This is a genomic window from Azospirillum sp. B21 (genome assembly GCF_008364825.1).
Taxonomy (GTDB): domain Bacteria; phylum Pseudomonadota; class Alphaproteobacteria; order Azospirillales; family Azospirillaceae; genus Azospirillum.
On record NZ_VTTO01000002.1, the window covers coordinates 266,515 to 293,386 of the forward strand.

General features: G+C 67.2%; 21 protein-coding genes. 13 read left to right on the forward strand and 8 right to left on the reverse strand.

What is annotated here, in order from left to right; translation table 11 throughout:
• Positions 1-75 precede the first annotated feature (75 nt).
• The 4 genes from FZ983_RS05965 to FZ983_RS05980 all read left to right on the forward strand — a co-directional run bounded on the left by FZ983_RS05965 (position 76) and on the right by FZ983_RS05980 (position 3,490).
• Positions 76-942: a universal stress protein gene (locus FZ983_RS05965; protein WP_188092254.1), complete on the forward strand. Its 867-nt coding sequence runs from the start codon at positions 76-78 to the stop codon at positions 940-942.
• A 149-nt stretch (positions 943-1,091) separates the two neighbouring features.
• A complete protein-coding gene (locus FZ983_RS05970) occupies positions 1,092-1,352 on the forward strand; it encodes a hypothetical protein (protein WP_149222668.1) in 261 nt (86 codons plus the stop codon).
• Between the two features lie 129 nt (positions 1,353-1,481).
• Complete coding sequence (locus FZ983_RS05975) at positions 1,482-1,952, forward strand: hemerythrin domain-containing protein (protein ID WP_149222669.1); 471 nt, start codon at positions 1,482-1,484, stop codon at positions 1,950-1,952.
• Between the two features lie 341 nt (positions 1,953-2,293).
• Positions 2,294-3,490 (forward strand): hypothetical protein, encoded by a 1,197-nt coding sequence (locus FZ983_RS05980; protein WP_247883606.1) that lies wholly within the window; start codon positions 2,294-2,296, stop codon positions 3,488-3,490.
• Between the two features lie 3 nt (positions 3,491-3,493).
• Here FZ983_RS05980 and uvrC read toward each other — a convergent pair whose 3' ends face one another.
• The 3 genes from uvrC to FZ983_RS05995 form a co-directional block, all read right to left on the reverse strand.
• Positions 3,494-5,368 (reverse strand): excinuclease ABC subunit UvrC, encoded by a 1,875-nt coding sequence (gene uvrC / locus FZ983_RS05985; RefSeq protein WP_149222671.1) that lies wholly within the window; start codon positions 5,366-5,368, stop codon positions 3,494-3,496.
• 124 nt (positions 5,369-5,492) lie between these two features.
• Positions 5,493-6,548 carry a GMP reductase gene (locus FZ983_RS05990; protein WP_149222672.1) on the reverse strand — a complete coding sequence of 352 codons (1,056 nt, stop codon included), beginning with the start codon at positions 6,546-6,548 and terminating at the stop codon, positions 5,493-5,495.
• 153 nt (positions 6,549-6,701) lie between these two features.
• Positions 6,702-7,505, reverse strand: coding sequence for a DeoR family transcriptional regulator (locus tag FZ983_RS05995; RefSeq protein ID WP_247883664.1), 804 nt, complete (start codon positions 7,503-7,505; stop codon positions 6,702-6,704).
• A gap of 410 nt (positions 7,506-7,915) precedes the next feature.
• Here FZ983_RS05995 and glpD point away from each other — a divergent pair, with 410 nt between their 5' ends.
• The 8 genes from glpD to glpK all read left to right on the forward strand — a co-directional run bounded on the left by glpD (position 7,916) and on the right by glpK (position 17,393).
• Positions 7,916-9,484, forward strand: a complete 1,569-nt coding sequence (gene glpD, locus FZ983_RS06000) for a glycerol-3-phosphate dehydrogenase (protein ID WP_149222674.1) — start codon at positions 7,916-7,918, stop codon at positions 9,482-9,484.
• Positions 9,481-10,584: an ABC transporter ATP-binding protein gene (locus FZ983_RS06005; RefSeq protein WP_149222675.1), complete on the forward strand. Its 1,104-nt coding sequence runs from the start codon at positions 9,481-9,483 to the stop codon at positions 10,582-10,584. Before glpD ends, FZ983_RS06005 begins: the two co-directional genes overlap by 4 nt.
• 12 nt (positions 10,585-10,596) lie before the next feature.
• Positions 10,597-11,673, forward strand: a complete 1,077-nt coding sequence (locus FZ983_RS06010) for an ABC transporter ATP-binding protein (protein ID WP_149222676.1) — start codon at positions 10,597-10,599, stop codon at positions 11,671-11,673.
• A gap of 13 nt (positions 11,674-11,686) precedes the next feature.
• The gene (locus tag FZ983_RS06015) at positions 11,687-12,562 is read left to right on the forward strand and encodes a sugar ABC transporter permease (protein WP_149222677.1); all 876 of its coding nucleotides are present in this window, start codon (positions 11,687-11,689) and stop codon (positions 12,560-12,562) included.
• A gap of 68 nt (positions 12,563-12,630) precedes the next feature.
• A complete protein-coding gene (locus FZ983_RS06020; RefSeq protein ID WP_149223055.1) occupies positions 12,631-13,428 on the forward strand; it encodes a carbohydrate ABC transporter permease in 798 nt (265 codons plus the stop codon).
• A gap of 26 nt (positions 13,429-13,454) precedes the next feature.
• Positions 13,455-13,733: a DUF2160 domain-containing protein gene (locus FZ983_RS06025; protein WP_247883607.1), complete on the forward strand. Its 279-nt coding sequence runs from the start codon at positions 13,455-13,457 to the stop codon at positions 13,731-13,733.
• Positions 13,734-13,995: 262 nt separating this feature from the next.
• The gene (locus FZ983_RS06030) at positions 13,996-15,759 is read left to right on the forward strand and encodes an ABC transporter substrate-binding protein (protein WP_149222678.1); all 1,764 of its coding nucleotides are present in this window, start codon (positions 13,996-13,998) and stop codon (positions 15,757-15,759) included.
• 140 nt (positions 15,760-15,899) lie between these two features.
• Positions 15,900-17,393: a glycerol kinase GlpK gene (glpK, locus tag FZ983_RS06035; protein ID WP_149222679.1), complete on the forward strand. Its 1,494-nt coding sequence runs from the start codon at positions 15,900-15,902 to the stop codon at positions 17,391-17,393.
• 106 nt (positions 17,394-17,499) lie between these two features.
• Here glpK and FZ983_RS06040 read toward each other — a convergent pair whose 3' ends face one another.
• The 3 genes from FZ983_RS06040 to FZ983_RS06050 all read right to left on the reverse strand — a co-directional run bounded on the left by FZ983_RS06040 (position 17,500) and on the right by FZ983_RS06050 (position 21,350).
• On the reverse strand, positions 17,500-19,125 hold the full coding sequence (locus tag FZ983_RS06040) for a 3-(methylthio)propionyl-CoA ligase (protein ID WP_149222680.1): 1,626 nt from the start codon (positions 19,123-19,125) through the stop codon (positions 17,500-17,502).
• Positions 19,110-19,571, reverse strand: coding sequence for a MerR family DNA-binding transcriptional regulator (locus FZ983_RS06045; RefSeq protein WP_149222681.1), 462 nt, complete (start codon positions 19,569-19,571; stop codon positions 19,110-19,112). The genes FZ983_RS06040 and FZ983_RS06045 overlap by 16 nt, the downstream gene beginning before the upstream one ends.
• 90 nt (positions 19,572-19,661) lie before the next feature.
• Positions 19,662-21,350: a methyl-accepting chemotaxis protein gene (locus tag FZ983_RS06050; RefSeq protein ID WP_149222682.1), complete on the reverse strand. Its 1,689-nt coding sequence runs from the start codon at positions 21,348-21,350 to the stop codon at positions 19,662-19,664.
• A 350-nt stretch (positions 21,351-21,700) separates the two neighbouring features.
• Between FZ983_RS06050 and FZ983_RS06055 the strand changes: the two genes are divergently transcribed.
• The gene (locus tag FZ983_RS06055) at positions 21,701-23,401 is read left to right on the forward strand and encodes a glycosyltransferase family 39 protein (protein WP_149222683.1); all 1,701 of its coding nucleotides are present in this window, start codon (positions 21,701-21,703) and stop codon (positions 23,399-23,401) included.
• A 7-nt stretch (positions 23,402-23,408) separates the two neighbouring features.
• On the opposite strand, the gene FZ983_RS06060 is transcribed toward FZ983_RS06055, so the two are convergent.
• Positions 23,409-24,791: a sigma-54 dependent transcriptional regulator gene (locus tag FZ983_RS06060; RefSeq protein ID WP_149222684.1), complete on the reverse strand. Its 1,383-nt coding sequence runs from the start codon at positions 24,789-24,791 to the stop codon at positions 23,409-23,411.
• Positions 24,788-26,605: an ATP-binding protein gene (locus tag FZ983_RS06065; protein WP_149222685.1), complete on the reverse strand. Its 1,818-nt coding sequence runs from the start codon at positions 26,603-26,605 to the stop codon at positions 24,788-24,790. The genes FZ983_RS06060 and FZ983_RS06065 overlap by 4 nt, the downstream gene beginning before the upstream one ends.
• Positions 26,606-26,872 lie beyond the last annotated feature (267 nt).

Consider the following 26,872-nt stretch of genomic DNA (forward strand, 5'->3'; position numbering starts at 1 on the left):
TGAATGCCCCGCCGCACCGGCGGGCGGACCGGCGCCGTCCGGGAAGGGCCGCTCGAATCGGTCCGGGAGGAGTCCATGACCTACAAGACCATCCTTGTGCCGCTGTGCGGCAGTGACAACGATCCGGTGGCCCTCAAAGGTGCGGTCGCGGTCGCGAAGGATTACGACGCGCATTTGATCGCCCTGTTCGTGCGCCTCGACCCGCGCGATGCCGTGCCGATGCTGGGCGAGGGCATGTCCGGCGCCATGGTGGACGAGATCATGCGCGCGGCGGAGTCGGAATCGGACAAGCATCGCGCCGCCGCGCGCCGGCATTTCGACACGGTGATCGCCGAATCCGGGATCGAGCTGCGCGACGTCCCCGGCGGGGTGGAGGCGCCGTCCGCCGCCTGGCGCGAGGCCGTCGGGCGGGTTGAGGACGTGGTGCCGGCCGAAGGCCGCCTGTCCGACCTGATCGTCTGTGCCCACACCTCCATCGAGGCCGACACCCAGGGCTACACCACCATGGAAACTGCGCTGCTGGGCTCCGCCCGGCCGGTGCTGCTGGTGCCGAAAGACCTGCCTGCGGAGATCGGCCGCACCGTCGCCGTCGCCTGGAACGGCAAGGCGGAGGCGACCCGCGCCGTCGCCGCGGCACTGCCCTTCCTGCGCAGCGCCGAGCGCGCGGTGGTGCTGACCGCCGAGACCTCGGTAACGGAGGCCGCGACAGGACGCCGCATCACCGATTATCTCGCTTGGCAGGGCGTTAACCCTGAGTTAACTATATTGCATCCGGGATCGGAACCCGTTGGGGAGACGGTCACCAAGAAAGCCGTGGAGCTGGGCGCCGACCTGCTTGTCATGGGCGGCTATGGCCACAGCCGGATGCGGGAAATGATCCTGGGCGGTGTCACGCGCTACGTGCTGAACCACGCCGGGCTGCCGGTTCTGATGGCTCACTGATCTTTGCCGGTCTTCGGCCGCGCGGCATCCCCGCCGCCCAATCGGGCGGGGATGCCCTGCGGCGACGGCCGTTTCAAGGCGGGCGTTCCAGCCGAACCGATCCGCCCCTGTCCGCAGGGAGGCCCGGCCGTTCCTGGGAGGAACGCGCCATGTTGACGATCAAGGACTGCATCGCGCTGAGCGATCTCACCGAAGCCGAGATCGACGCGATCGCCGAACACGAACATCTGCCGGAAATGGTTGCGGTGGAAATGGGCCATTGCCTTGCCCACTGCCCCGGCGGGCCCGACCGCATCGCCCATATCATCGCCGACGACATCGCGGAGGCCTGTGCCCACGGGCAGGTCGCCCATGCGGTGGAGCTGATGCACACCCTGCGGGAATTCGTGGAAACGCATCCGCAGGGCTGAAAGGGCCGCAGGGCCGGGCGGGTGGTGCCGGTCGCTGGGAACAGTCCGGCCGCGGCGGGGTTCTATTGGCAAGCTTTTTCGCGACCGCTCTCCGGCGGCCGCCCCCGACAATTGCCAAGGACCCCGACGATGGCCAGCAAGACCACCGGTACCCAGGCCGACATCTTCGCCCGCATCAAGACCGACCACGACACCATCCGCAGCCTTCTCGATCAGACCGAGAAGGCCAACGGCAGCGGCCGCGCCGTGTTCGAGGAGCTGCAGCGCGAGCTGTGGGCCCACTCCAAGGTCGAGGAGGGCGTGTTCTACGCCTCGCTGAAGAAGGCCAAGGAGGCGAAGTCGGAAACCATCGAGGGGCTGAACGAGCATCACCTGATCAACGGCCTGCTGGACGAGTTGAACGCGATGAAGACCAGCGACAGCGGCTGGAAGGAAAAGCTGCAGGTCCTGGGCGAACTGGTCCGCCACCACCTGGACGAGGAGGAGGAGGAGCTGTTCGAGGAAGCCAAGGACGTCCTCGACGACTCCCGCGCCGCCGAACTGGGCAGCGTCTATGCCGACCGCAAGAAGCACATGATGGCGGGGCTGGCGCCGCTGTAAGGTGGGGCTTTGAGGTCGTGCATTTCCCCCTCTCCCCCCTGGGGAGAGGGTCGGGGTGAGGGGGACGCACGGCGTGGCTATCCCAAGAATCCTCGCCGCGGCACCCCTCACCCTAACCCTCTCCCCGGGGGGGAGAGGGGACTTGGGGGTCGGAAAGGGGGAGTTTACGCCGTCCCGTTCGGTTGCCGCGGGTCGGTAAAAGGGCCATATCTGGACCTTTCTGGAACTGGCCGGCGGTGTCGATGTCAAAGCGTATCTGCGTCAAGCGAGTGCTCCCGCGGGGGGGCGAACGGTTTCGCAGCGCCGTGCTGGCGGCGGTCGTCTTCGGGATTTCCGCCGTCATGACCGGTCCGATCTCCGCCGCTCCCGCCGTGCCGGCGCCAGCGAAGGAACTGGCTCAGAAGACCTGCGCCACGCTTGTGTCGCGGGTCGATGAGGTGTCGGGGCGCGGGCCGCTGTTCCTGCGCAGCTACGACAATTCCTACGCTCCCGGCCCGACCTCTGAGCCGGCGCTATCCAACGCCGCCTTCACCTATGACAACGCGCTGGCAATCATGGCGCTGACCGCTTGCGGCCGGCAGGACCGTGCCTTGCGCATCGGCGAAGCGCTGCTGGACGCCGTGTCGCTCGACCGCGCCGGCTGGAAGGGGCGGCTGCGCAACACCTACCGGGCGGGGGCGCAGAAGCAGCGGCCGATTCCGCCCAACGGCTGGTGGGATGCCGTCGGCAACCATTGGGGCGAGGACCCCTATCAGGTCGGCACCGCCACCGGCAACGTCGCCTGGGCGGGGCTGGCTCTGCTGACCCTGGCGGAGTCGACCGGTGAAACCCGGTTCCGCGACGGTGCGGCGGAGTTGGCGCGCTGGGTGGTCGAGCACACCCGCGATCCGCGCGGCCCCGGCGGCTTCAACGGCGGCTTGCAGGGCTTCGACGACGCGCCGCAGCCGCTGACCTGGAAATCGACAGAGCACAACACCGACCTCGTTGCCCTGTTCGGCTGGCTTTCCGGCGACTTCGCCGGGCCCGAACGAGAGGCGCGCGCCTTCCTCGACACGCTGTGGACGGCCGGTGGCGACCATTTCCCCATCGGCACCGGGCCGGACGGCGTGACGGTCAGCGCCTCCACCTCCGGTCTTGACGCCCAGCTCTGGCCGCTGCTGCTGCCGAAGTCGCCGGAGCCCTGGCGTGCCGCGCTGTCCTATGCCGAGCGCGCCCATGGCGCCGACGGCGGCTTCGATTTCAACGATGACCGTGACGGCATGTGGGTGGAGGGCACGGCGCAGGCGGCGCTCGCCTACCGCGTCGTTGGCCGCCGTGCCGATGCCGACCGGCTGTTCGGCGAATTGCTGAAGGAGATCAGCCCCGGCGGCTATCTCTACGCCACCCGTCCACAGTTGCTGTCGACCGGGCTTGCCATCGGACCGGACAGCAAGACCGACGACTTCCTCTACTACCGCAGGCCCCACCTGGGCGCCACCGCCTGGGCAGCGCTGGCGGCGCTGGGCTGGAACCCGTTCACTGGGAAGACGGTTCCGTAACGCCTATCCGTGGAAATGCTCGTAGAGCTTTCGCGCGATAGCGGCGCTGATGCCCGGGGCGGCTTCCAGATCCTTCAGTCCGGCGGAGGCCACGGCGGTGGCGCTGCCGAAATGGTGGAGCAACGCCTTCTTGCGGGTCGGGCCGATGCCGGGAATGCCGTCGATGCGGGTGTGCGACATCGCCTTCATGCGGCGGGCGCGGTGGCTGTCGATGGCGGTTCGGTGGGCCTCGTCGCGCAGCCTTTGCAGGAAATGCAGCACCGGGTCGTTGGGCGCCAGGGTCAGCGGCGGCTGGCCGGGGCGGAAGAATCGCTCGCGTCCGGCATTGCGGTCCGGCCCCTTGGCGATGGCGACCAGCGGGATATCGGTGATCTGCAGCATCGCCAGCTCGTCCTTCACCGCGTTCAATTGGCCGAGGCCGCCGTCGATCAGCACGAGGTCGGGCCATTGCCCGGAATCCCGGCCAGCCCCGCTGCTGCGGTGAAAGCGGCGGGTGAAGGTCTCGCGCAGCATGGCGTAATCGTCGCCGGCGGCGTCGGGATCGCGGATGTAGAAGCGGCGGTAGGCGTTGCGCTGGAACCCCTCCGGCCCGGCCACCACCATGGCGCCGACCGGGAAGGACCCCTGGATGTGCGAGGTGTCGTAAATCTCGATGCGGCGCGGGGCGGCGGGCAGGCCGAAGACGCGCGCCACCCCCTCCAGCAGTGTCGCCTGGGTGGACCGCTCGGCCAGCCGGCGGCCGAGAGCGTCGCGGGCGTTGGTCTGCGCATGTTCGACCGCGCGGCGCTTAGGCCCGCGCTTCGGGCATTCCACGGCAACGCGGTGGCCGGCCGACAGGCTCAGCGCGTCGCTCAGCAGGTCAGGTGACTCGACCGGATCGCTCAGCAGCAGCAGGGCCGGCGGCGGGGTATCGGCATAGAGCTGGGCGGCGAAGGCGGCCAGGATGTCGCCCGGCTCCTCCTCCGCGTCGATGCGGGGGAAGAAGGCGCGGGTGCCCTGGTTTCGGCCGCCGCGGAAGAAGAAGGCCTGAACACAGGCCGCTCCTCCCTCGCGGTGCAGGGCCAGCACGTCGGCGTCGCCCAGCGTGTCCTCCAGATTGATGTCCTGGCGGCTCTGCAGCGCGGTCAGGGCGCGGATGCGGTCGCGCCAGCGGGCGGCGTCCTCATATTCCAGGCGGTCGGAACTGTCGAGCATGTGACGGGCGAATTCCGCCTGCACCTCGGCGCTGCGGCCTGACAGCACGTCGCGCACGCCCTGCACCTGATCGGCGTATTCCTCCTCGCTGACACGTCCGACGCAAGGGGCGGAGCAGCGCTTGATCTGGTGCTGCAGGCAGGGGCGGGTGCGCGAGGCGAACACGCCGTCGTCACAAGTGCGCAGCAGGAAGGCGCGCTGCAGGGCGGCGATGGTCATGCCGACCAGATGCGGCGAGGCGTAGGGGCCGAACAGGTCGGAGTCCCGGCGGTTGCCCTTGCCTGTCGTGCCGCGGCGCTCGGCGCTGCCGCGATGCTGCATCAGGCGGGGGAAGTCGTGACCTTTCCCGATCACGATATAGGAAAAGGAGCGGTCGTCCTTCACCAGGATGTTGAAGGGCGGCAGCAGGCTGCGGATCAGGTTCGCTTCCAGCAGCAGCGCCTCGGCCTCGGTGTGGGTGGTGACGAACTCCATGGAGCGGGTGAGCGACACCATCCGCCGGGTGCGGTTGGCCAGCCCGTCGGTCCGGGTGTAGCTGGCCACCCGGCGCTTCAGGTTCTTCGCCTTGCCGACGTAAAGGACCGACCCGTCGGCCGCCAGCATCCGATAGACGCCGGGCGTGTCCGGCAGGGTCGGCAACTGCGCGCGGATGATGTCCGCTCCGCTGCCGGGCACCCCGTCCATAAGCTCTCTCGTTCCCGCGATAATCCGATTCGCCACTCACCCAATCAGTAGAACGGAACGGGACCAAGAGACAAGAATCGGACGACGTGTCCGGCAGGGATCAGCCATGCGGCGAGAGGGCGGATCAGCCCCCGAACACGGTGTTCAGCTGGGCGCCGACGCGGACGAAGGTGGTGCGTTTCGGCACTTCCTTCAGCCGGGTGGCGCCGATGTAGGTCATCATGCTGCGCACGCCGCCCATGATCTCCTGCATCGTGTTCTCCACCGGGCCGCGGTAGGGGACATCCACCGTCTTGCCTTCCGAGGCACGGTAGGAGGCGACGCCCCCGGAATATTTGTGCATCGCCGTGTCCGACGACATGCCGTAGAAGGTCATGGCGACCGGCACGCGGTTGCCGTCGCGGTCCTCGTAGCGGATCTCGCCCTCGCATTCGTCATGACCGGCCAGCATGCCGCCGAGCATCACGAAATCGGCGCCGGCGCCATAGGCCTTGGAGATGTCGCCCGGCACCGTGCAGCCGCCGTCGCCGCAGACCTGCCCCTTCAGCCCATGGGCGGCGTCGGCGCATTCGATGATGGCCGACAGTTGGGGATAGCCGACGCCGGTCATCTTGCGGGTGGTGCAGACCGATCCCGGCCCGATGCCGACCTTGACGATGTCGGCGCCGGCCAGAAGCAGCGCCTCCGTCATGTCGCCGGTGACGACGTTGCCGGCCATGATGACGGTGTCCGGGTTCTCCTCGCGCAGGCGGGCGATGACCTCGACGAAGCGCTCGGTATAGCCGTTGGCGACGTCCAGGCAGATCTTCCCCACCGGCGCCTTGGCCTTCACCGCCTGGAACTTGTCGTGGTCGGCGTCGGCTATGCCCATCGAATAGAAGACGTTGGACTGGACGGTGGATTCCGCCTCCTCCCGGAAGAAGGCGGCCAGTTCATCGGCCTTGTAATGCTTGTGCAGGGCGGTCATGGCGCCGAAGCGCGATAGCGCGCGGGCCATGCCCATGCTGCCGGTGACGTCCATGTTGGCGGCGATCAGCGGGAAGCCGGTCCAGTCGCGCTGGGTGTGCAGGAAGGTGAAGGTCCGGTTGACGTCCACGTCGTTGCGGCTCTGCAGCGTACTGCGTTTCGGCCGGATCAGCACATCCTTGAAGTCGAGCTTGAGGTCGCTTTCGATGATCACCGCACACCTACTCATCTCTGTTTGCCGGGCCAACCGCTTTCACAAGGCCCAACATCACAGAGTGGAGGCGATGCCCCGGTTCGGCAAGCGACATCGGGGCTGCGGTGGGGGTGCCGCGTTTGAAGCTGTTTCGCCGAAACAGGTAAATTCGCTTCAGTCCTCCGCATCCTCAACGTCGCCGTTCGTGGGCTCGCTGCCATCGGCGACGTGGACCTGGCAGTCGGCGTTGCCCAGCACCTCCATCAGTTCCGGCGGCGGCAGGCGGTCGGTGAACAAGGCGTCGAGCACGCTGACGTCGGCCATGCGGATCATGGCGTTGCGGCCGAACTTGGTGTGGTCGGTGACCAGGAAGACCCGGCGCGAGCTTTCGATGATGGCGCGGGCGACGCGGACCTCCTGCTCGTCGTAATCCAGCAGGTCGCCTTCGGAGTCGATGCCGCTGATGCCAATGATGCCGATGTCGACCTTGTAGCGGCGGATGAACTCCACCGTCGCCTCGCCGATGATGCCGCCATCGCGTTCGCGCACGAGGCCGCCGGCGATGGAGAGCGCAAAGTTGGTGTTCTTGTGCAGGATGGTGGCGACGTTCAGGTTGTTGGTCAGCACACGCAGCCGCTTGTGGCCGAGCAGGGCCTGGGCCACTGCCTCCGTCGTCGTGCCGATATTGAGGAACAGCGAGGCGTCCTCCGGCACATGGCGGGCCACCAGTTCGGCGATGCGGCGCTTTTCCTCCGCCATCAGGGTCTGGCGGGTGGAATAGGCGATGTTCTCCACGCTCGACGGTACGGTGACGCCGCCGCGGAAACGCCGCACGGCGGACTGGCCGGCCAGATGTTCGATATCGCGGCGGATGGTCTGCGGCGTGACGTCGAAATGCTCGGCCAGCCATTGGATCTGCACCATGCCCTTGGCATGGACCAGGGCCACGATTTCCTGCTGGCGGCGTTCGGCGTCCAGGCGCGCATCCATCGGGGGGCTGTCTCCGGTCGTTTGGGGCTGGCTGTGGGGGCGTCAGTGAATCAGATGCGCGGAATGGGTCAAAGCGAAAAGCGGGTGGCTGCGCCGCCGCCGGTCGATCCGCCGCAGCGCGCGAGCCTCACCGTAAGAGCAAGACTGTTTGCTAGACAAGCATATTCGGTAACGAAAGCGCATCGCCAATCAACGGCAGACATACGACCTGCCGCGCTCATCGTCCCGCCCACTTCGCCCACTCCATTTCCCCGTAGCCAGCGGGAGCAAACCGGCGTAGCCTCAAAGCATGGTCCGCTGAACAAACATTTTCCTTTTCAACCGCGAACGAACATCATATGTTCCGAAACGAAAGCGGCCGGGTTCGCAAGGAACCGGCGCGGTACGGAGAGGAACTCATGGCAAACGAGTCCGCAGTTACCGACCTTCTGATCGTCGGCGGCGGCGCGAACGGGGCGGGCATCGCCCGCGACGCGGTCGGACGCGGGATGTCGGTGGTGCTGTGCGAACAGGGCGACCTTGCGGGCGCCACCTCGTCGGCCAGCACCAAGCTGATCCATGGCGGCTTGCGCTATCTCGAATATTACGAATTCCGTCTGGTGCGCGAAGCGCTGCAGGAGCGCGAGGTTCTGTTGCGCGCCGCTCCGCACATCATCTGGCCCATGCGCTTCGTCCTGCCCCACGACAGCAGCATGCGCCCGGCCTGGATGGTGCGCATCGGCCTGTTCCTTTACGATCATCTGGGAAAGCGCAAGCTTCTGCCGGGCTCGCACGGCGTCGATCTGACCAGCTCGCCGGCCGGAGGGCCGCTGTCGGGCGGCTTCACCAAGGCGTTCGAGTATTCGGACTGCTGGGTGGAGGACAGCCGGCTGGTCGTGTTGAACGCGATGGATGCGAAGGCCCGCGGGGCGGAGATCCTGACCCGCACCCGCTGCGACAAGGCCGAACGCCGCAATGGCTTTTGGGAAGCGACGCTGGTCGATGTGAACACGGGCGCCACCCGCACCGTCCGCGCCCGCGCGCTGGTCAATGCCGCCGGTCCCTGGGTGCGCGAGATGATCGCCAAGCGCACCGGCGTCACCGTCGACAAGTCGGTGCGTCTGGTGAAGGGCAGCCACATCGTCGTCCGCAAGATGTTCGAAGGCGAACACGCCTACATCTTCCAGAACGACGACCGCCGCATCGTCTTCGCCATCCCGTACGAGCGCGACTTCACCCTAATCGGCACCACGGACCTCGATTATGCGGGCGATCCCGGTGCGGTGGCGATCAGTGCGGAGGAAATCACCTACATGTGCCGGGCGGTCTCGCGCTATTTCGCGAAGCCGGTGCGCGAAAGCGATGTGGTTTGGACCTACAGCGGCGTTCGGCCGCTGTTCGACGACGCCAGCGGCAACGCCTCGGCCGTCACCCGCGACTATGTGCTGGAAATGGACGAGCCGGCCGGCGAGGCGCCGATGTTGTCGATCTTCGGTGGCAAGATCACCACCTTCCGACGGCTGGCGGAGGAGGCGACGGAGAAGCTGGGCCGGGCGCTCGGCAAGGACGGCGTCACCTGGACGGCCGACGCGCCGCTTCCCGGCGGCGACATCGCCGACGCCGATTTCGCCGGCTTCCTGGCCGGTCTGAAGCGGAGCCGGCCGTGGCTGCCGGAGGCGCTGGCCTACCGGCTGGCGCGGGCCTACGGCACGCGGGTCGACCGGCTGCTGGGCGACGCCAAGGGTCTTGGCGACCTGGGCATCGATTTCGGGGGCGGCGTCTACGAGGCCGAACTCGACTATGCCGCGCGGGAGGAGTTCGCCATGACCGGCGACGACTTCCTGTGGCGGCGCTCCAAACTTGGGCTGCACCTGGACGCAAATGTCCGGGACGCCATCGGTGGCTGGTTCGACCGGCGCCGCGAAGCTACGGCCAGCAGGGACACGGGGGAAAGCTCCGGCCTGCGGTCGATGGGAGGATTGCGGTGACACTCACACTGGAAGGCGTGGCGAAGCGCGTCGGCGCCGAGCAGCATCTCCACCCCCTGGCGCTGGAGCTGCAACCCGGCAGCTTCAACGTCCTGCTGGGGCGGACGCTGGCCGGCAAGACGACGCTGATGCGGCTGATGGCGGGGTTGGATGCGCCCAGCGCCGGGCGCGTGCTGGAGAATGGCAAGAACGTGACCGGCGCGTCGGTGCGCCATCGCGACGTGGCGATGGTCTATCAGCAGTTCATCAACTACCCGGCGATGACGGTCTACGAGAACATCGCCTCGCCGCTGCGCCGCCAGGGCAAGGACAAGGCGGAGATCGACGCCAAGGTGCGCCGCACCGCCGCCATGTTGCGGATCGACCCCTATCTTGAACGGCTTCCGGCCGAATTGTCGGGTGGACAGCAGCAGCGCTGCGCCATCGCCCGCGCGCTGGTGAAGGGGGCCGGCCTGCTTCTGCTGGACGAGCCGCTGGTCAACCTGGACTACAAGTTGCGCGAGGAACTGCGCGCCGAGCTGCGCGACATCTTCGCGGACGGCAAGACCACCGTCGTCTACGCCACCACCGAACCGCAGGAGGCGCTGATCCTCGGCGGCAACGTCACGGTCCTGCACGAGGGTCGGATGCTGCAGACTGGACCGACCAGCGACGTGTTCCACGCGCCCGTTTCGCTGGAATGCGCTGCGGTGTTCAGCGACCCGCCGATGAACGTGGTGGACGCGATCCTGACCAACGACCGGGTGGCGCTGTCCGACGGCACCAGCCTGCCGCTGTCGGCCCATGACCGCAACCTGCCGGCCGGCCCCTGCAAGGTCGGCATCCGCGCCAACCACCTGACGGTCCTGCGCCGGAACGAACGGCTGGTGCCGATCAAGGGCAGGGTGGAGCTGTCGGAGATCAGCGGGTCGGAGACATTCGTCCATCTGCGCCATGGCGGAACCACGCTGATCGCCCGAGAGGACGGGGTGCACAGCCACCCCATCGGCAGCGAGATCCAGGTCTATGCCGATCCCGACCGCATCTTCGTCTTCTCCACCGCCGGGCAACTGGTGGCGGCACCCAACTGGCGGCGCGGCGCGCTGCGCAACATCGCGTGAGGGGCGGGAGCGATGGCGACCATCCAATTCGACAATCTCGGCCACTCCTATCACCCGCACCCCACCCGGCCTGAGGACTACGCGCTGCGCCGGCTGTCGCAGGAGTGGGAGGACGGCAAGGCCTATGCGCTGCTGGGGCCGTCGGGCTGCGGCAAGTCCACGCTGCTGAACATCATCTCCGGCCTGCTGGTGCCCAGCGAGGGGCGGGTGCTGTTCGACGGGCTGGACGTCACCCGCTGCACCCCGGAAGAGCGCAACATCGCCCAGGTGTTCCAGTTCCCGGTCATCTACGACACCATGACGGTGTATGAGAATCTCGCCTTCCCCCTGCGCAACCGCAAGGTCCCTGAGGCGGATGTCGACCGCCGGGTGCGGCAGGTGGCGGAGGCGCTGGACCTGACCGCCGACCTGAAGAAGCGCGCCCAGCGCCTGACGCCGGACGCCAAGCAGAAGATCTCGATGGGCCGGGGCCTTGTGCGCTCCGACGTGGCGGCCATCCTGTTCGACGAGCCGCTGACCGTCATCGACCCGCACACCAAGTGGATCCTGCGCCGCAAGCTGCGCCAGATCCATGAGGAATACCGCCTAACCATGATCTACGTGACCCACGACCAAGTGGAGGCGCTGACCTTCGCCGACAAGGTCGCGGTGATGTACGAAGGCGCGATGGTCCAGCTCGGCACCCCGCAGGAGCTGTTCGAGAATCCGCTGCACACCTTCGTCGGCTATTTCATCGGCAGCCCCGGCATCAACCTGATGCCCTGCACGCTGGGCAACGACCATGCGCTGGTGGACGGGATCCCCATCCCTCTGCCCGACCGCGCCGTCCCGGCCGTCGGCGGCAAGTTCGAGCTGGGCATCCGGCCGGAATTCCTGGAGCTGACGCGCAGCGGCAGCGCAGGATCCATCCCGGTGCAGGTCACCGGCGTGGACGATCTCGGCACCTCCAAGCTGGCGACGGTGCGGCTTGGCAGCCACACGCTGAAGGCCCGGCTGAGCGAGGAGCAGGAAATCCCGGCGCTGGACGCCGCCATCCGTTTCCCAACCCGGTGGACCAAGCTCTACCGCGACAGCCATCTGGTCGGTTAAGGAGCCAAGAGCCATGGATAAGGTCCAGGACAACCGGGCTTGGTTCCTGATCATCCCGGTCTTTCTGATCGTCGCCTTCAGCGCGGTGATCCCGCTGATGACCGTCGTCAATTATTCGGTGCAGGAGATCTTCGGCCCCGGCCAGACCTTCTTCGTCGGCACCGAATGGTTCGAAGTGGTGCTGGCCGACGAGCGGCTGCACGATGCGCTGATTCGCCAGATCATCTATTCACTGGCGGTACTGGCAATCGAGATCCCGCTGGGCATCCTGATCGCGCTCGGCATGCCCGGCGGTCGTAGCGCCAAGACGTCGCTGACGCTGGTGCTGCTGGCACTGCCGCTGCTGATCCCGTTCAACGTCGTCGGCACCATCTGGCAGATCTTCGGCCGCGGCGACATCGGCCTGCTGGGCGCCACCTTCCGCGCCATCGGCATCGACTACAACTACACCAACAACTCGCTGGATGCCTGGCTGACCGTGCTGGTCATGGATGTCTGGCACTGGACCAGCCTGGTGGCGCTGCTGTGCTACGCCGGCCTGCAGTCGATCCCGCCGGCCTTCTATCAGGCGGCCAAGATCGACGGCGCGTCGAAATGGGCGGTGTTCCGTTACATCCAGCTGCCGAAGATGCGTGGCGTCCTGATCATCGCGGTCCTGCTGCGCTTCATGGACAGCTTCATGATCTACACCGAGCCCTTCGTGCTGACCGGCGGTGGTCCCGGCAATTCCACCACCTTCCTCAGCCAGTATCTGACGCAGATGGCGGTGGGTCAGTTCGACATCGGCAAGGCCGCGGCCTTCTCCATCGTCTACTTCCTGATCGTTCTGCTGTTCAGCTTCATCTTCTACACCATCATCACACGCACCGGCGAGGGAGAGAAGAAATGAGCAAGGCCGCGGTTCTCGCCCCCGGTTCGCTGAGTGCACCGGCAAACATCCGCCGGTCTTCGGCGCGGGTGTCGAACAGGACGATCATTCTCGTCTGCTACATCGTCTTCCTCATGCTGCCCATCTACTGGATGGTCAACATGTCCTTCAAGACGAACGAGGAGATCCTGTCGGGCCTGACGCTGTACCCGCACAACCCGACGCTGCGCAATTACGCCGTCATCTTCACCGATCCCAGCTGGTACAGCGGTTACATCAACTCGATCTATTATGTGACGCTGAACACCATCATCTCGCTGACGGTGGCCCTGCCGGCGGCTTATGCCTTCTCGCGCTACCGCTTCATCGGCGACAAGCACGTTTTCTTCTGGCTGCTGACCAACAAGATGGCGCCGCCGGCCGTGTTCCTGCTGCCCTTCTTCCAGCTGTACCAGACGGTCGGCCTGTTCGACACGCACATCGCGGTGGCGCTGGCCCACTGCCTGTTCAACGTGCCGCTGGCGGTCTGGATCCTGGAAGGCTTCATGTCCGGCGTGCCGCGCGAGATCGATGAGATGGCCTACATCGACGGCTACAGCTTCCCGCGCTTCTTCGGCACGGTGTTCCTGCCGATGATCCGGGCCGGCGTCGGCGTCACCGCCTTCTTCTGCTTCATGTTCAGCTGGGTCGAGCTTCTGCTGGCCCGCACGCTGACCTCGGTCGACGCCAAACCGATCGCCGCCACCATGACCCGCACCGTCAGCGCGTCGGGCATGGACTGGGGGCTGCTGGCCGCCGCCGGCGTGCTGACCATCCTGCCGGGCGCGCTCGTGATCTGGTTCGTCCGCAACTACATCGCCAAGGGCTTCGCACTCGGTCGTGTTTGACCGGCCGCGTCTGAGGGAGATCTAAAATGGACATGGAATGGATGGCGTGGACCACGCCGACCGCGATCTTCTTCGTCTGCATCGCCCTGATGCTGGCCGGCATGACGGTGTGGGAGGTGATGTCGCCGACGGTGGAGGCCAAGGGCTTCCTGCCGATGCGGACCACCCGCGGAGACCGGCTGTTCATCGGCCTGCTCAGCAGCGCCTTCATCCATCTGGGATGGCTCGCCGCGACCGACGTGTCGCTGTGGGGCGCCTTCGCCGTCTCGCTCGCGTGGATCGCGCTGGTGATCCGGTTCGGCTGAGGGAGGAGGTACGGTACATCGCCCCCTCCCTAACCCTCCCCCGCCTCTGGCGGTGGAGGGGACTACCGCCGCCCTTCCGCAAGGCCCCCTCTCCCGCTTTAGCGGGGGAGGGTCGGGGAGGGGGCAATGGTAGGGTTAAGGGAGGGGAACGGAATGCGTCACTGCCGCCAAGGCGGCAGATGACGGGAAGAGCGGGTGTTCCCGCCGGTAAGAGCAAAACGAAACGTCAACCCGACATCAAGTCGATCAAGTGGGAGGAACCATGCTTCAGCACCAGACTCTGCGGCGCCGTCTGACCGGCGCGGTGATGGCCGGCGGCATCGGCGTTCTGCTGGCGATGGGATCGGCCGCGCCGTCCGCCGCCATGACGCCGGAACAGGAAACCGTCGCCAAGCGCATCATCGAGGAACTCCAGCCCTCCACGCTGTCCAAGGACGAGCAGATGAAGGAGCTGGAGTGGTTCGTGAAGGCGGCCGAGCCCTTCAAGGGCATGGAGATCAACGTCGTCTCCGAAACCATCACCACGCACGAATATGAATCGAAGACGCTGGCCCGCCTGTTCAGCGAGCTGACCGGCATCCGGCTGAAGCACGACCTGATCCAGGAAGGCGACGTCATCGAGAAGCTGCAGACGCAGATGCAGTCGGGACGCAACGTCTACGACGCCTACGTCAACGACAGCGACCTGATCGGCACCCATGTCCGCTACGGCCAGGCGGTCGCCCTGTCCGACTTCATGACGGGCGAGGGCAAGGACGTCACCCTGCCGACGCTGGACATCAAGGACTTCATCGGCACCAGCTTCACCACCGGCCCGGACGGCAAGCTCTACCAACTGCCCGACCAGCAGTTCGCCAACCTCTACTGGTTCCGCGCCGACTGGTTCGCCCGCCCCGACCTGAAGGAGAAGTTCAAAGCCAAGTACGGCTACGAGCTGGGCGTCCCGCAGAACTGGTCGGCCTATGAGGACATCGCCGAGTTCTTCACCAACGACGTGAAGGAAATCGACGGCACCCGCGTCTACGGCCATATGGATTACGGCAAGAAGGACCCGTCGCTCGGCTGGCGCTTCACCGACGCGTGGCTGTCGATGGCCGGCGCCGGCGACAAGGGCCTGCCGAACGGCAAGCCGGTGGACGAGTGGGGCATCCGCGTCGAGGGCTGCCGCCCGGCCGGCGCTTCGGTCAAGCGCGGCGGCGACACCAACGGCCCGGCCTCGGTCTATGCCCTGACCAAATACATCGACTGGCTGAAGAAGTATGCGCCGCCGGAAGCGTCGGGCATGACCTTCTCCGAATCCGGCCCGGTGCCGGCCCAGGGCAACGTCGCGCAGCAGATCTTCTGGTACACCGCCTTTACCGCCGACATGACCAAGCCGGGCCTGCCGGTGGTCAACGCCGACGGCACGCCGAAGTGGCGCATGGCCCCCTCGCCGCACGGACCCTATTGGGAAGAGGGCATGAAGCTGGGCTACCAGGACGTCGGATCCTGGACGCTGCTGAAGTCCACCCCGCTGGAACGCCGCAAGGCCGCCTGGCTCTACGCCCAGTTCACCGTGTCGAAGACCGCGTCGCTGAAGAAGACGCTGGTCGGCCTGACCCCGATCCGCGAAAGCGACATCAAGTCGGAGCCGATGACTGCCGCCGCCCCGAAGCTGGGCGGTCTGGTCGAGTTCTACCGCAGCCCGGCCCGTGTTTCGTGGTCGCCGACCGGCACCAACGTGCCGGACTACCCGAAGCTGGCCCCGCTGTGGTGGCAGAACATCGCCGAGGCGGTCACGGGTGAGCGGACCCCGCAGCAGGCGATGGACAACCTCGCCACCCAGATGGAGCAGGTGCTGGCCCGCATGGAGCGCGCCAAGATCGGCGGCGAGTGCGCCCCGCAGCTGAACAAGGAAGAGGACGCCAAGGTCTGGTTCGACAAGCCGGGCGCTCCGAAGGCCAAGCTGGACAACGAGAAGCCCAAGGGCGAGACCATCGCCTACGACGACCTGCTGAAGGCCTGGAAGGAAGGCCGCGCCCGCTAACGGCGGCTGCGGCGACGGGTTCTCCCCTCCGGCATTCGTCCTGGTTGAGCCGGAGGTGACCCTGGGGCGGTGGCATTCCTTCGAAAGGCTGTCGCCGCCCCTTTCTTATCAAGCGCAAGAAATCACGAGGGAACGCTTCCATGAGCAAGGCCGGCCATATCCTCGCCATCGATCAGGGCACCACCTCGTCGCGGGCGATCCTGTTCGACGGCCGTGGGACTCCGCTGGCCGAGGCACGGCGCGAGTTTCCGCAGCATTACCCCGGCGACGGCTGGGTCGAGCATGACCCGGCCGACATCCTGCGCGACGTCCGCGCCGTGGCGCGCGGAGCGGTGGAGAAGGCCGGAGTCGATGTCGCCAGCATCGCCGCCATCGGCATCACCAACCAGCGCGAGACCGCCGTGGTGTGGGACCGTGCCACCGGCGAACCGATCCACCGCGCCATCGTCTGGCAGGACCGCCGCACCGCGTCGCTCTGCCACGATCTGGTGGCCGCCGGCCATGCCGAGCTGGTGCGCTCCAAGACCGGCCTGCTGATCGACGCCTATTTCTCCGCCACCAAGATCGCCTGGATTCTCGACCATGTGCCGGGCGCCCGCGCGCGGGCCGAGCGGGGCGAGCTGTGCTTCGGCACCATCGACAGTTTCCTGATCTACCATCTGACCGGCCGCCGCGTGCATGCGACCGACGCGACCAACGCCTCGCGCACCATGCTGTTCGACATCCATGCCCAGGATTGGGACGACGAGTTGCTGAGGCTGTTCCGTGTGCCGCGCGCCATGCTGCCGCGGGTGCTCGACAGCTCCGACGATTTCGGCGCGACCGATCCGGAGCTGTTCGGCCGGCCGATTCCTATCGCCGGCGTGGCGGGCGACCAGCAGGCGGCGGCCTTCGGGCAGGCATGCCTGACGCCGGGCATGGCGAAATCAACCTACGGCACCGGCTGCTTTGCGCTGATCAACACCGGTGAGACGCCGGTGGTGTCGAAGAACCGGCTGCTGACCACCGTCGCCTACCGGCTGAACGGCAGGACGGCCTATGCGCAGGAGGGCTCGATCTTCGTGGCGGGCGCGGCGATCAAGTGGCTGCGCGACGGCATCGGCATCATCACCCATGCCAGCCAGACCGACGACATGGCGACCCGCGTGCCCGACAGCCACGGCGTCTATTTCGTCCCCGCCTTCGTCGGGCTGGGTGCGCCGCATTGGGATTCGGATGCCCGCGCCGCGATCTTCGGCATGACGCTGGATGTCGGACCGGCCCACATCGCCCGCGCGGCGCTGGAGGCGGTCGCCTACCAGACCCGCGACCTGATGGAGGCGATGGGCGGCGACTGGGGCGGCACCATCAACGCGCTCCGCGTCGACGGCGGCATGGCGGCCAACGACTGGCTCTGCCAGTTCCTGGCCGATCTGCTGGACATGCCGGTCGAACGCCCGAAGGTGATCGAGACCACGGCGCTCGGCGCCGCCTGCCTCGCGGCCTTGCGGGTGGGGGTGTTCGACGGGCTGGACTCGGTCTCCGATGCCTGGGGCAGCGAGCGCCGCTTCGACCCCCGCATGGAACAGGGCAAGCGCGACCGCCTCTATGGCGGCTGGCGCGATGCCGTGGCGCGGGTGCGGTCGGATCGCTGAGGACGCACGGAACAGACGCACACTCCTCCCTCGGGTGCGTCCCCCCGCCGGCCGGCGGGGCACTGGGCCGGGCGGTTCGTGCCGTCCGGCCCGTTTTCTTCGCGGCTCACACCCCTTCGGGGTCGGTCAGCATGTGGCGGATCTCGCTCTTCAGCAGCTTGCCGGTGGCGGTGTGGGGCAGGCTGTCGACGAAGCGGACGTCGTCGGGGATGCACCACTTGGCAACTTTGCCCTCGAAGACCGCCAGCAGTTCCTCGCGGGTGACGGCCGAGTCCGGCTTGCGCACCACCACCAGGACCGGGCGCTCGCCCCACTTCTCGTCGGCGACGGCGACTGCGGCGGCTTCCTGAACGCCCGGATGGCCGACGGCGATGTTCTCCAGGTCGATGGAGCTGATCCACTCGCCGCCGGACTTGATGACGTCCTTGGTGCGGTCGACGATCTGGACATAGCCGTCGGCGTCCATCGTCACCACGTCGCCGGTCTCGAACCAGCCCGGCACCATCTGGTGCGCCGGGCTTTCCGTCACGCCGAAATAGCCGGAGCAGACGGTGGAGCCGCGCACCAGCAGCCGGCCGAAGCTGGTCCCATCGCGCGGCACATCGTTGCCGGAGCCGTCGACGACGCGGAACTGCACGCCGCAGATCGGCCGCCCCTGCTTGGAAGCCAGCGCCAGCGCATCGTCGGCACTCAGCCCCGCATGCTTGCCCTTGGGCATGTTGGCGAGGCCGAGCGGGCTGGTTTCCGTCATGCCCCAGGCATGCAGAACCTCGATCCCCATCTCGCGGAAGCGCTGGATCATCACCGGCGGGCAGGCGGAGCCGCCGATGGCGATGCGGCGCATGCTGGTCAGCTTCTTCTTATTGGCATCCAGCCAGTTCAGCAGAGCCAGCCACACCGTCGGCACGCCGGCGGTGTTGGTGACCTTCTCGGCCTCGAACAGCTCGTACAGGCTGGCGCCGTCCAGCTTGCCGCCGGGGAAGACCAGCTTGGCGCCGGCCATCGGCGCGGCATAGGGAACGCCCCAGGCGTTGACGTGGAACATCGGCACCACCGGCAGGACCACGTCCGCCGCCGACAGGCCGAACACGTCCGGCATGCAGGCGGCCATCGCGTGCAGGTAGGAGGAGCGGTGGCTGTACAGCACGCCCTTCGGGTTGCCGGTGGTGCCGGAGGTGTAGCACATGCCGCAGGCGGTGTTCTCGTCGAGATCCGGCCAGTCGAAGCCGCCGGGCTGGTCGGCCAGCAGATCCTCGTAGCACAGCAGGCCGGGCAGGGTGGATTCCGGCATGTTGGCCCGGTCGGTCATCACGACGATGCCCTTCAGCCCGGTCAGCTCATGGGCGATGCCCTCCAGCAGCGGAACGAAGGTCAGGTCGGTGAACAGCAGCCGGTCTTCGGCGTGGTTGACGATGTAGGCGATCTGTTCCGGGAACAGGCGCGGGTTGATGGTGTGGCAGACCATGCCCGAGCCGCCGATGCCGTAATAGCACTCCAGGTGGCGGTAGCCGTTCCAGGCCAGTGTGCCGATGCGGTCGCCCGGCTTCATCCCCAACGCAGCCAGCGCATTCGCCAGCTTCTGCGCGCGGACCCAGGCGTCGGCATAGGTGTAGCGGTGGATCGGCCCCTCGGTGGTGCGCGACACGATCTCGGTGTCGGCGTGGTAGAGCGCTGCATGACGCAGGATCGACGTCACCAGCAGCGGCTCGTTCATCATCATTCCACGCAGCATCGTTTCACTCCCGGTTCGTTTCTCTTCTGTGTGGGCATCTTCTGCATCGGGTCTTCGTCAGGCATGCAGGTGGCGAGCCGCCGCTCGGCGTCGGCCTCCATCGCCTTCAGCTCGACGATCACCTCGGCGATTTCCGACTGCATCCGTTCAAGCTCGGCCAGCCGGGCGCGGATCTTCCGCAGCCCGTCGCGATACTGCCCGGCACTGGGCCGGCCCGAGCGGTAATGGGCGAGATAGTCGGCGATCTGCTCCAGCGAGAATCCCACCCGCCGGAACTTCTGGATCAGGATCAGCCGCGCGCGGTCGCGATAGGTGAAGACACGCCGTCCACCCGCCCGCTGCGGCGTCAGCAGCCCTTTTTCCTCGTAAAAGCGCAGCGCCTGCGGCGTGAGATCGAACTCCGCCGCCAGTTCCGTCACGCCGTAAACCCGATCCCGTTCGGACATTGACAATCCCCTGCGCCAGCGGATTTCGCCACGGGCGCAGGGGGAAGTCAACGTCAATGAGCTAAAGCGAGCTTTATACGGGAGAGATCGTCACCCGGCACGGACCTGGGTCAGGAAGCGGTCCACCTCATGGCTCAGCGTGTCGGTGTGGCTGGACAGCTGGCGGACGGAGGTCAGGACCTCGTAGGCGACCTTGCCGCTCTGGCTGGCGGCTTGGTTGACGCCGCCGATGCTGTCGGAGACGGTCTGCGTGCCTTGGGCGGCCTGCTGGATGTTGCGGCTGATCTCGCGGGTCGCGGCCCCCTGTTCCTCGACGGCCGACGCGATGGAGGTGGCGACCTCGTTGATGTGGCCGATGACGCGGACCACCTCCTGCAACTCTCCCACCGCCTCGCCGGTCATCGATTGAATCTCGGCGACCTGGACTGCGATGTCATCGGTCGCCTTCGCCGTCTGGTTGGCGAGAGCCTTCACCTCGCTGGCGACCACGGCGAAGCCCTTGCCGGCATCGCCGGCACGGGCGGCCTCGATGGTGGCATTGAGCGCCAGCAGGTTCGTCTGGCTGGCGATGGAGTTGATCAGCTCCACCACCGCGCCGATTCGCTGCACCGCTTGGGCCAGCCCATCGACCTTGCCGTTGGCGCGCTCCGCGATGCCGACGGCCTCGCGGGCGATTTCCGAGGATTGCCCGACCTGCCGGCTGATCTCGCCGATCGAACTGGTCAGCTCCTCCGTCGCGGCGGCGACGGTCTGGACATTGGCGGAGGTCTGCTCCGTCGTCACGGCGACATCGCTGGCCAACCTGCCGGTCTGATCCGCCGCCTGGGTCACGGCGCTGGCGCGGCTTTCCATCCCCGCGGCCTGCTCGACCACCGCATGGATGACGCCGCCCACCGCCTGCTCGAAGCGGTCGGCCAGGGCGGCGATGGTGCGGTGCTTGTCCTCCTCGGCGCGGCGGGCTAGCTCGGCCTGTTCGGTTTCGAGCCGCTGCTTGGCCAGCGCGTTCTCCTTGAACACCTGCGTGGCGCGGCTCATGTCGCCAAGCTCGTCGCCGCGGCTGGTTTCGGGGAAGGTGACGGTCAGGTCGCCGTCGGCCATGGCATGCATGCGGTCGGCCAGCGAGCGGATGGTGGCGCTGATGTTGTGCCCGACCAGCGCCAGCAGCACGATGGCCGGCAAGGCCAAGCCTGCGATGACGCCGAGCAGGGTCCAGAGCTGCGACAGGAACTCACTCCACAGATCGTCGATGAAGACGCCGGTGCCGATGAAGATCCGCCAGGGCTCGAACCCCTTCACATAGGCCAGCTTCACCGCCGTCTCGGTGCCACCGACCGTGCGCGGCCAATCATAGGCGTAGGTCCCTTCGCCCCTGGTCTTGATGATGCCGATCAGCGCCGGGATGACCGGCACGCCCGCCGCGTCCTTGATCCCCGAAACGTCCTTGCCCATCAACGCCTTGTTGACATGGGCGAATCCGACATTGTCGTAGGTGTGCGCGAACAGATACTCCTCCCCGCTGTAGCGGATGGCGAGGAAGGCATCCTTGAAGCGGGCCTGCGCCTCGTCGCGGGACAGGCGTCCGGCCACGACGTCGCTTTCGAAGCGGGCCGCCATGCTGTGTCCCGCCTCGACCATGAAGCGCAGGGCATCCACGCGGTCCTGATACATGCGGTTGTAGCTGAGATAAAGTCCGGCGCCCGCGATCGCCATGCAGGCGAGGCTGGCAGTTGCCACCAGCATCAGCAGCTTTGCGCGGATGGAAAGAGAAGATTTGGTCATTGACCACCACCTTTCGGCGTATTGCAGTCGCCTTGGCGTGCCGAGTGTCGTTCGGGAAATTGTTGCCTGAATATTGAACGGAATGCTTACCGACGGACCGCGCTACGGTGTCGCATGGGGAAATGGCATCCCGGCGCCATGTCCTTTCGAATATTTGAAAAAATTTGCAGAAATGTCTGATGTGCGCTCGGGGAACTCCCACCTCTGCGCGCAAGCTGCGAGCAGCGGTGCAGCCGGTGGCCCATGGCAGAGATTTCACATGACAAGCCGCCGCCGCCGATGCTTTCTGCCGTCGGCTCATGGGGCATGCATTGCACCCCGGTGCGATTTGAAAATGGAGAGAGTGGCGCGTGACGGGGAAAACCTGCTTTTCCCGCCGGCTGTCCGGCGATCCGTGGGACCTTGCCGCGGCGTTCGGCCTGTTGGTCCTTCTGGGGCTGGTCGCCGCCACCTTCCGGCATTACGGCATCTCCAATGACGAAGAGGTGCAGCATGTCTATGGCGCCAAGCTGATCGACTGGTACCGCAGCGGCTTCACCGATACGTCGGCCTTCACATACAAGAACCTCTATCTCTATGGCGGGCTTTTCGACATGGCGGCGGTGGCGCTGGCCCCGCTTCTGCCCTTCGACCCGTACGAGACACGGCACCTGCTGTGCGCCCTGATCGGGGTGGTGGGCGTGGCGGTGGTCTGGGCGGTCGGGCGCCGGCTGGCCGGTCCACGGGCGGGGCTGCTCGCCGGGCTGCTCCTGGCGCTGTGCGGACCGTGGTACGGCGGCCTGTTCAACCACACAAAGGACGTGCCCTTCGCCGTGCTGATGATGGCGGCGGTGGCGCTGCTGATCCGGATCGTCGGACAGATGCCGCGACCGCGCTGGGGTACGGTGCTGGGGTTCGGCCTCATCGTCGGGCTGGCGCTGGGGATCCGGGTCGGGGCGCTGATGCTGGGCGGCTATGTGGTGGTGGCTCTCGTGGGGTGGGCGGTGGCCGGCGGCCTTTCCGCGGCCCGGCTGCGCCAGGGCGCTTCCGGTGCGCTGCGCCTGCTGCCGGCCCTGCCGGTCGCCTATGGCGTGATGGCGGTCTTCTGGCCCTGGGCGGTGCTGGACCCGCCGAACCCGTTGCGGGCGCTGGCCGATTTCTCGCACTTCCATTACCCGATCCGCACCCTGCTTGGCGGCACCGAATATTGGATGTACGAGGTGCCGCGCAGCTATCTGGCCTGGTATCTCGCCATCAAGCAGCCGCTGGTGATGCTGGCCGGGGCGGCGCTGGGGTTGCTGGCGCTGCCCGGCATGATGCGCTCCGACCTTGCGGTGGGGGAGGAGGGCAGGGCGCGTGCGGTGGCTTGCGGGCTGGTCGCACTGGCGGCACTGTTCCCGATCGTCTGGTTCACCGTCACCCATTCCCCCGGCTATACCGCGATCCGCCATTTCCTGTTCGTGCTGCCGCCCTTGGCAGTGCTGGGCGGCATCGGACTTGACCGGCTGGTCGGCTGGGCCGGCACCTGGAGGATCGGCGTGTCGCAGCGAACCGGACGCGGGCTTTCGGCCGCTGCCCTGGCCGGAGTTGCGCTGGCGCTGGTGCTGGGCCGGGAGGCGATGGTCCTGGAATCGCTGCATCCCGACGAATACGTCTATTTCAACGAACTGGTCGGCGGCGTCGCCGGCGCAGTGCGCAAATACGATGTGGATTACTGGGCCAACAGCCTGCCCGAAGCCGTGGAGGATCTGGCGGAGGTGATCGCGGAGGAGGAGGCGCGCACCCACCGCCACCGCACCTACAGCGTCGCCGTCTGCGCCGAACCGCTGGCCTTCGAAAAGCTGGCGCCGCCCAACATGCGCTGGGTGACCGACTGGACCGGTGCCGACTTCTTCATCGCACCGACCCAGGAGGATTGCGACACCCTGATGACCGGCCCGACAGTGGCCGAGGTCGAGCGCGGCGGCGCCTTGCTGGCGGTGGTGAAGGATCTGCGTAAGCCGGAGGACCCGGCCGAAATGGTGGAGGTCGCCCGCCTGCGCACCGGCCGCCAGCAGCGCCACTGGTGGTAAGGGGCGGTCAGTTCCGCGGCAGGTAGCGCATGCGGTCCAGACCGTGGCGGGCCATCTTCTCGTTCAGGGTCCGGCGCGGGATGTCCAGCAAATCCATCACCGCCTTGATGTCGCCCTTGCAGCGCTCCAGCGCCTGTTCGATCGCGCGCTTTTCGAAGGCATCGACCTGATCGGCGAGCGCCCGCGGGACCGCCGCGGCCTCTCCGCCGATCGGCCGGCGGCGCAGCAGCCCGGCGACGCCGCTTCGCCCGACCGACAGGACATGGCGTTCGGCCAGATTGCGCAGCTCCCGAACATTGCCGGGCCAGTCATGGGCCAGCAGCGCATCGAGGTCGGCCGGCTCCAGCGGGCGGGGCTCGCGGTTGTGGCGGGTGGCGAACTCGGCGGCGAAATAGTCGAACAGCAGAGGGATGTCCTCCGCCCTGGCCCGCAGCGGCGGGATGTGCAGCTCCGCCACGTTCAACCGGTAATAGAGGTCGGCGCGGAACCGCCCCTCCTCGCTGAGGTCGAGCAAGTCGATCTTGGTCGCCGCCACCAGACGCAGGTCGACCGGGACCTGCTTGTTGGAGCCCAGCCGTTCGATGGTGCGTTCCTGCAGGGCGCGCAGCAGCTTGACCTGGATGGCCATCGGCATGCTTTCGATCTCGTCCAGGAACAGGGTGCCGCCGCTGGAATGCTCCAGCTTGCCGGCGCGGCGCTGGGTGGCGCCGGTGAAGGCGCCGGGCTCGTGCCCGAAGAGTTCACTCTCCGCCATGCTGTCGGGGATGGCGCCGCAATTGACGGCGACGAAGGCGCCTTTCCGACCCCTGGCGCCGAAATCATGCAGGCAGCGGGCGACCAGTTCCTTGCCGGTGCCGGTCTCGCCATGGATCAGCACGCTGGCGCCGGTGGCGGCGAGGTCGATCACCTCGCGTCGCAACTCGGCGATGACGGGTGAGGTGCCGATCAGCCGCGTTTCGATTCCATCGCCGGCCGCCCGGCGGCGCAGGCCGCGGTTTTCCAGCACCAGCCGCCGCTTCTCCGCCGCGCGGCGGATGACGGCGACCAGATTGTCGGGTTCGAATGGCTTTTCGATGAAGTCGTAGGCGCCGCGCCGCATCGCCTCCACCGCCAGCGCCACGTCGCCATGGCCGGTCACCAGGATCACCGGGAGATCGGCGTCGCGTTCCAGTGCGCGTTCCAGCACCGCCATGCCGTCCATCCGCGGCATCCGCACGTCGGTGACCAGCACGCCCGGGAAGTCGGGCGACAGCAGGTCCAGCGCCGGCTGCGGCGTCTCGAAACCCTGTGCGGCGAAACCGGCCAACTGCAGCCATTGCGTCACCGACACGCGCATCGCCAATTCGTCGTCGATGAACAGCACGGGGGTGGCAAGGGGATCGGTCTTCATCGCGGTCCTCGCTCTGCGTCGGACGGTTGAGCTTCCGGCAATTGGACGACGAAGCAGGCGCCGCCGTCGGGGTTGTTCTCCGCCCTCAGCGTGCCGCCGAAGTCCCGCACGATGCCATAGGACAGCGACAGCCCCAGGCCAAGCCCCTGTCCGACCTCCTTGGTAGTGAAGAAGGGATCGAACAGCTGGAACTGGTGGGCCTCGGCGATGCCGGTGCCGCTGTCGCGAATGCGGATTTCCCAACCCTCCGCGGTGCGGGCAGCGGTCAGGATCAGCCGCCGCTCGTCGCTGCCGTTCATGGCGTCGGCGGCGTTGCGCAGCAGATTGACGAAGACCTGCTCCAGCCGCACGGCGTCGCCGCGCACATGGGCCTCTGGCGGGATCGCCTGCTCCACCCGCACCTCCTCCTCGCGCAGGCGGGGGGCGAGCAGGGCCAGCGCGCGGTCCATCGTGCGGGCGACCGGCACGGCTTCGACCCGCGCCGGCCCCTTGCGGGCGAAGTCCTTCAGATGGCCGGACAGCACCGCCATCCGTTCCGCCAGATCACCGATCATGGCGAGGTTGTCGCGCACCATCGCCGTCTCGCCCCGTTCGGCCAGCAGCCGGGTGGAGGCGACGAAAGTGCGGATGGCGGCCAGCGGCTGGTTGATCTCGTGCGCCAACGCCGCCGACATCTGGCCGAGCGCCGCCAGCTTGCCGGCCTGCACCAGTTCCTCCTGCGCCTCACGCAGGACGCGGTTGGCGGTCAGCAGTTCGGCGGTGCGCTCCTCCACCCGGCGCTCCAGCATCGCCCGCGCCTCCTGCTGCAGCCGCAGGGCGTGGCGCCGCTGCCAGCCCAGCGCCAGGGCCGCTACCAGCAGCAAAAGTCCCATGGCGGTCAGCACCGCCGCCCCGGCCGCCTGCGCCTTCACCGGCTCCAGATCGGACAGGAAGCGGATGGTCCAGCCGAATTCGGGCAGGGCAAGCTCCTGCATCAGATAGGCGCGTCGGGAACCGCCGGGAACGGAGTCGGGCAGGCTGACCAGCCGTGCGCCGTTTTCCATCACCGGACCGTCATGGAGGCCGAGCGGCATCACCTCGCTGCGATCATACTGGCGGGTCTGCGCCAGCCGTGCTTTCACCGCGTCGGGAAGCGGGCGCAGCGCGTGGTATTTCCAGTCGGCGTGGCTGGACAGGAAGACGATGCCGTTCTGGTCGGTCACCAGCACCCGCTCGCCGCCGGCGGCCCAGTCGCGTTGGAGCGGTTCCAGGTCGATCTTGACCACGGCGACGCCGATCAGCCGGTCCGCCAGATGCACCGCGTGCGACAGGAAATAGCCGGGCAGGCCGGTGGTGACGCCGATGCCGAAATAACGCCCGCTGCCGGCCTCCACCGCCTGCCGGAAATAGGGGCGGAAGTCGTAGATCTGGCCGACGAAGCTCTGCGCCGGATCGGCCCAGTTGCTCGCCGCCAGCGCCAGCCCGCTGCGGTCCACCACATAGAGCGCCGCCGAGCCGGCCGCCGCATTCGCCGTCTCCAGCCGCCGGTTGACGGTGTCGCGCAATGCCTCCGACGGCCTGTCCAGCAGACCCAGCACCTCATGGTCGCGGGCGACCAGGAAGGGCAGATAGTCGTAGCGGCCGACCGCGTTGCGGATGCTGCTGGCATACAGCCCCAGCCGCTGGTCGCCGTTCAGGGTCAGGGCAGTCCGCGCATCGGCCTCCGCCCAGCGGTAGGCGCCCCAGCAGGCCAGGGCGGTAACCGCGGCCAGTGCCGCTACGGGAAACGCCAGCCTGCGGCGGCGCAGCGGACGGATGGAGACGATGTCGGCCATGCTCCGTCTATGGGACTGCGGGGGTGATGCTGTCCAGCGCCTTTTCCCGTCCGGAAGGGACGATGGGAGCCGGAAAATCCCTTCGAACAACGGGGCGCCGTTCTTTGAATGGACGTTCAATCAAAAACGGTAAAGGCAATCGACGAAATGGATAGGCCAAATGAACGGCGTGACGGATTGCGACATCGGAAGCCTTTTGTTGTTTGCGTCACTTTCATGAAGCTCCAAAGACGGCTATGGTGCGCCCCTGCCGGCTTGGGCTTGACC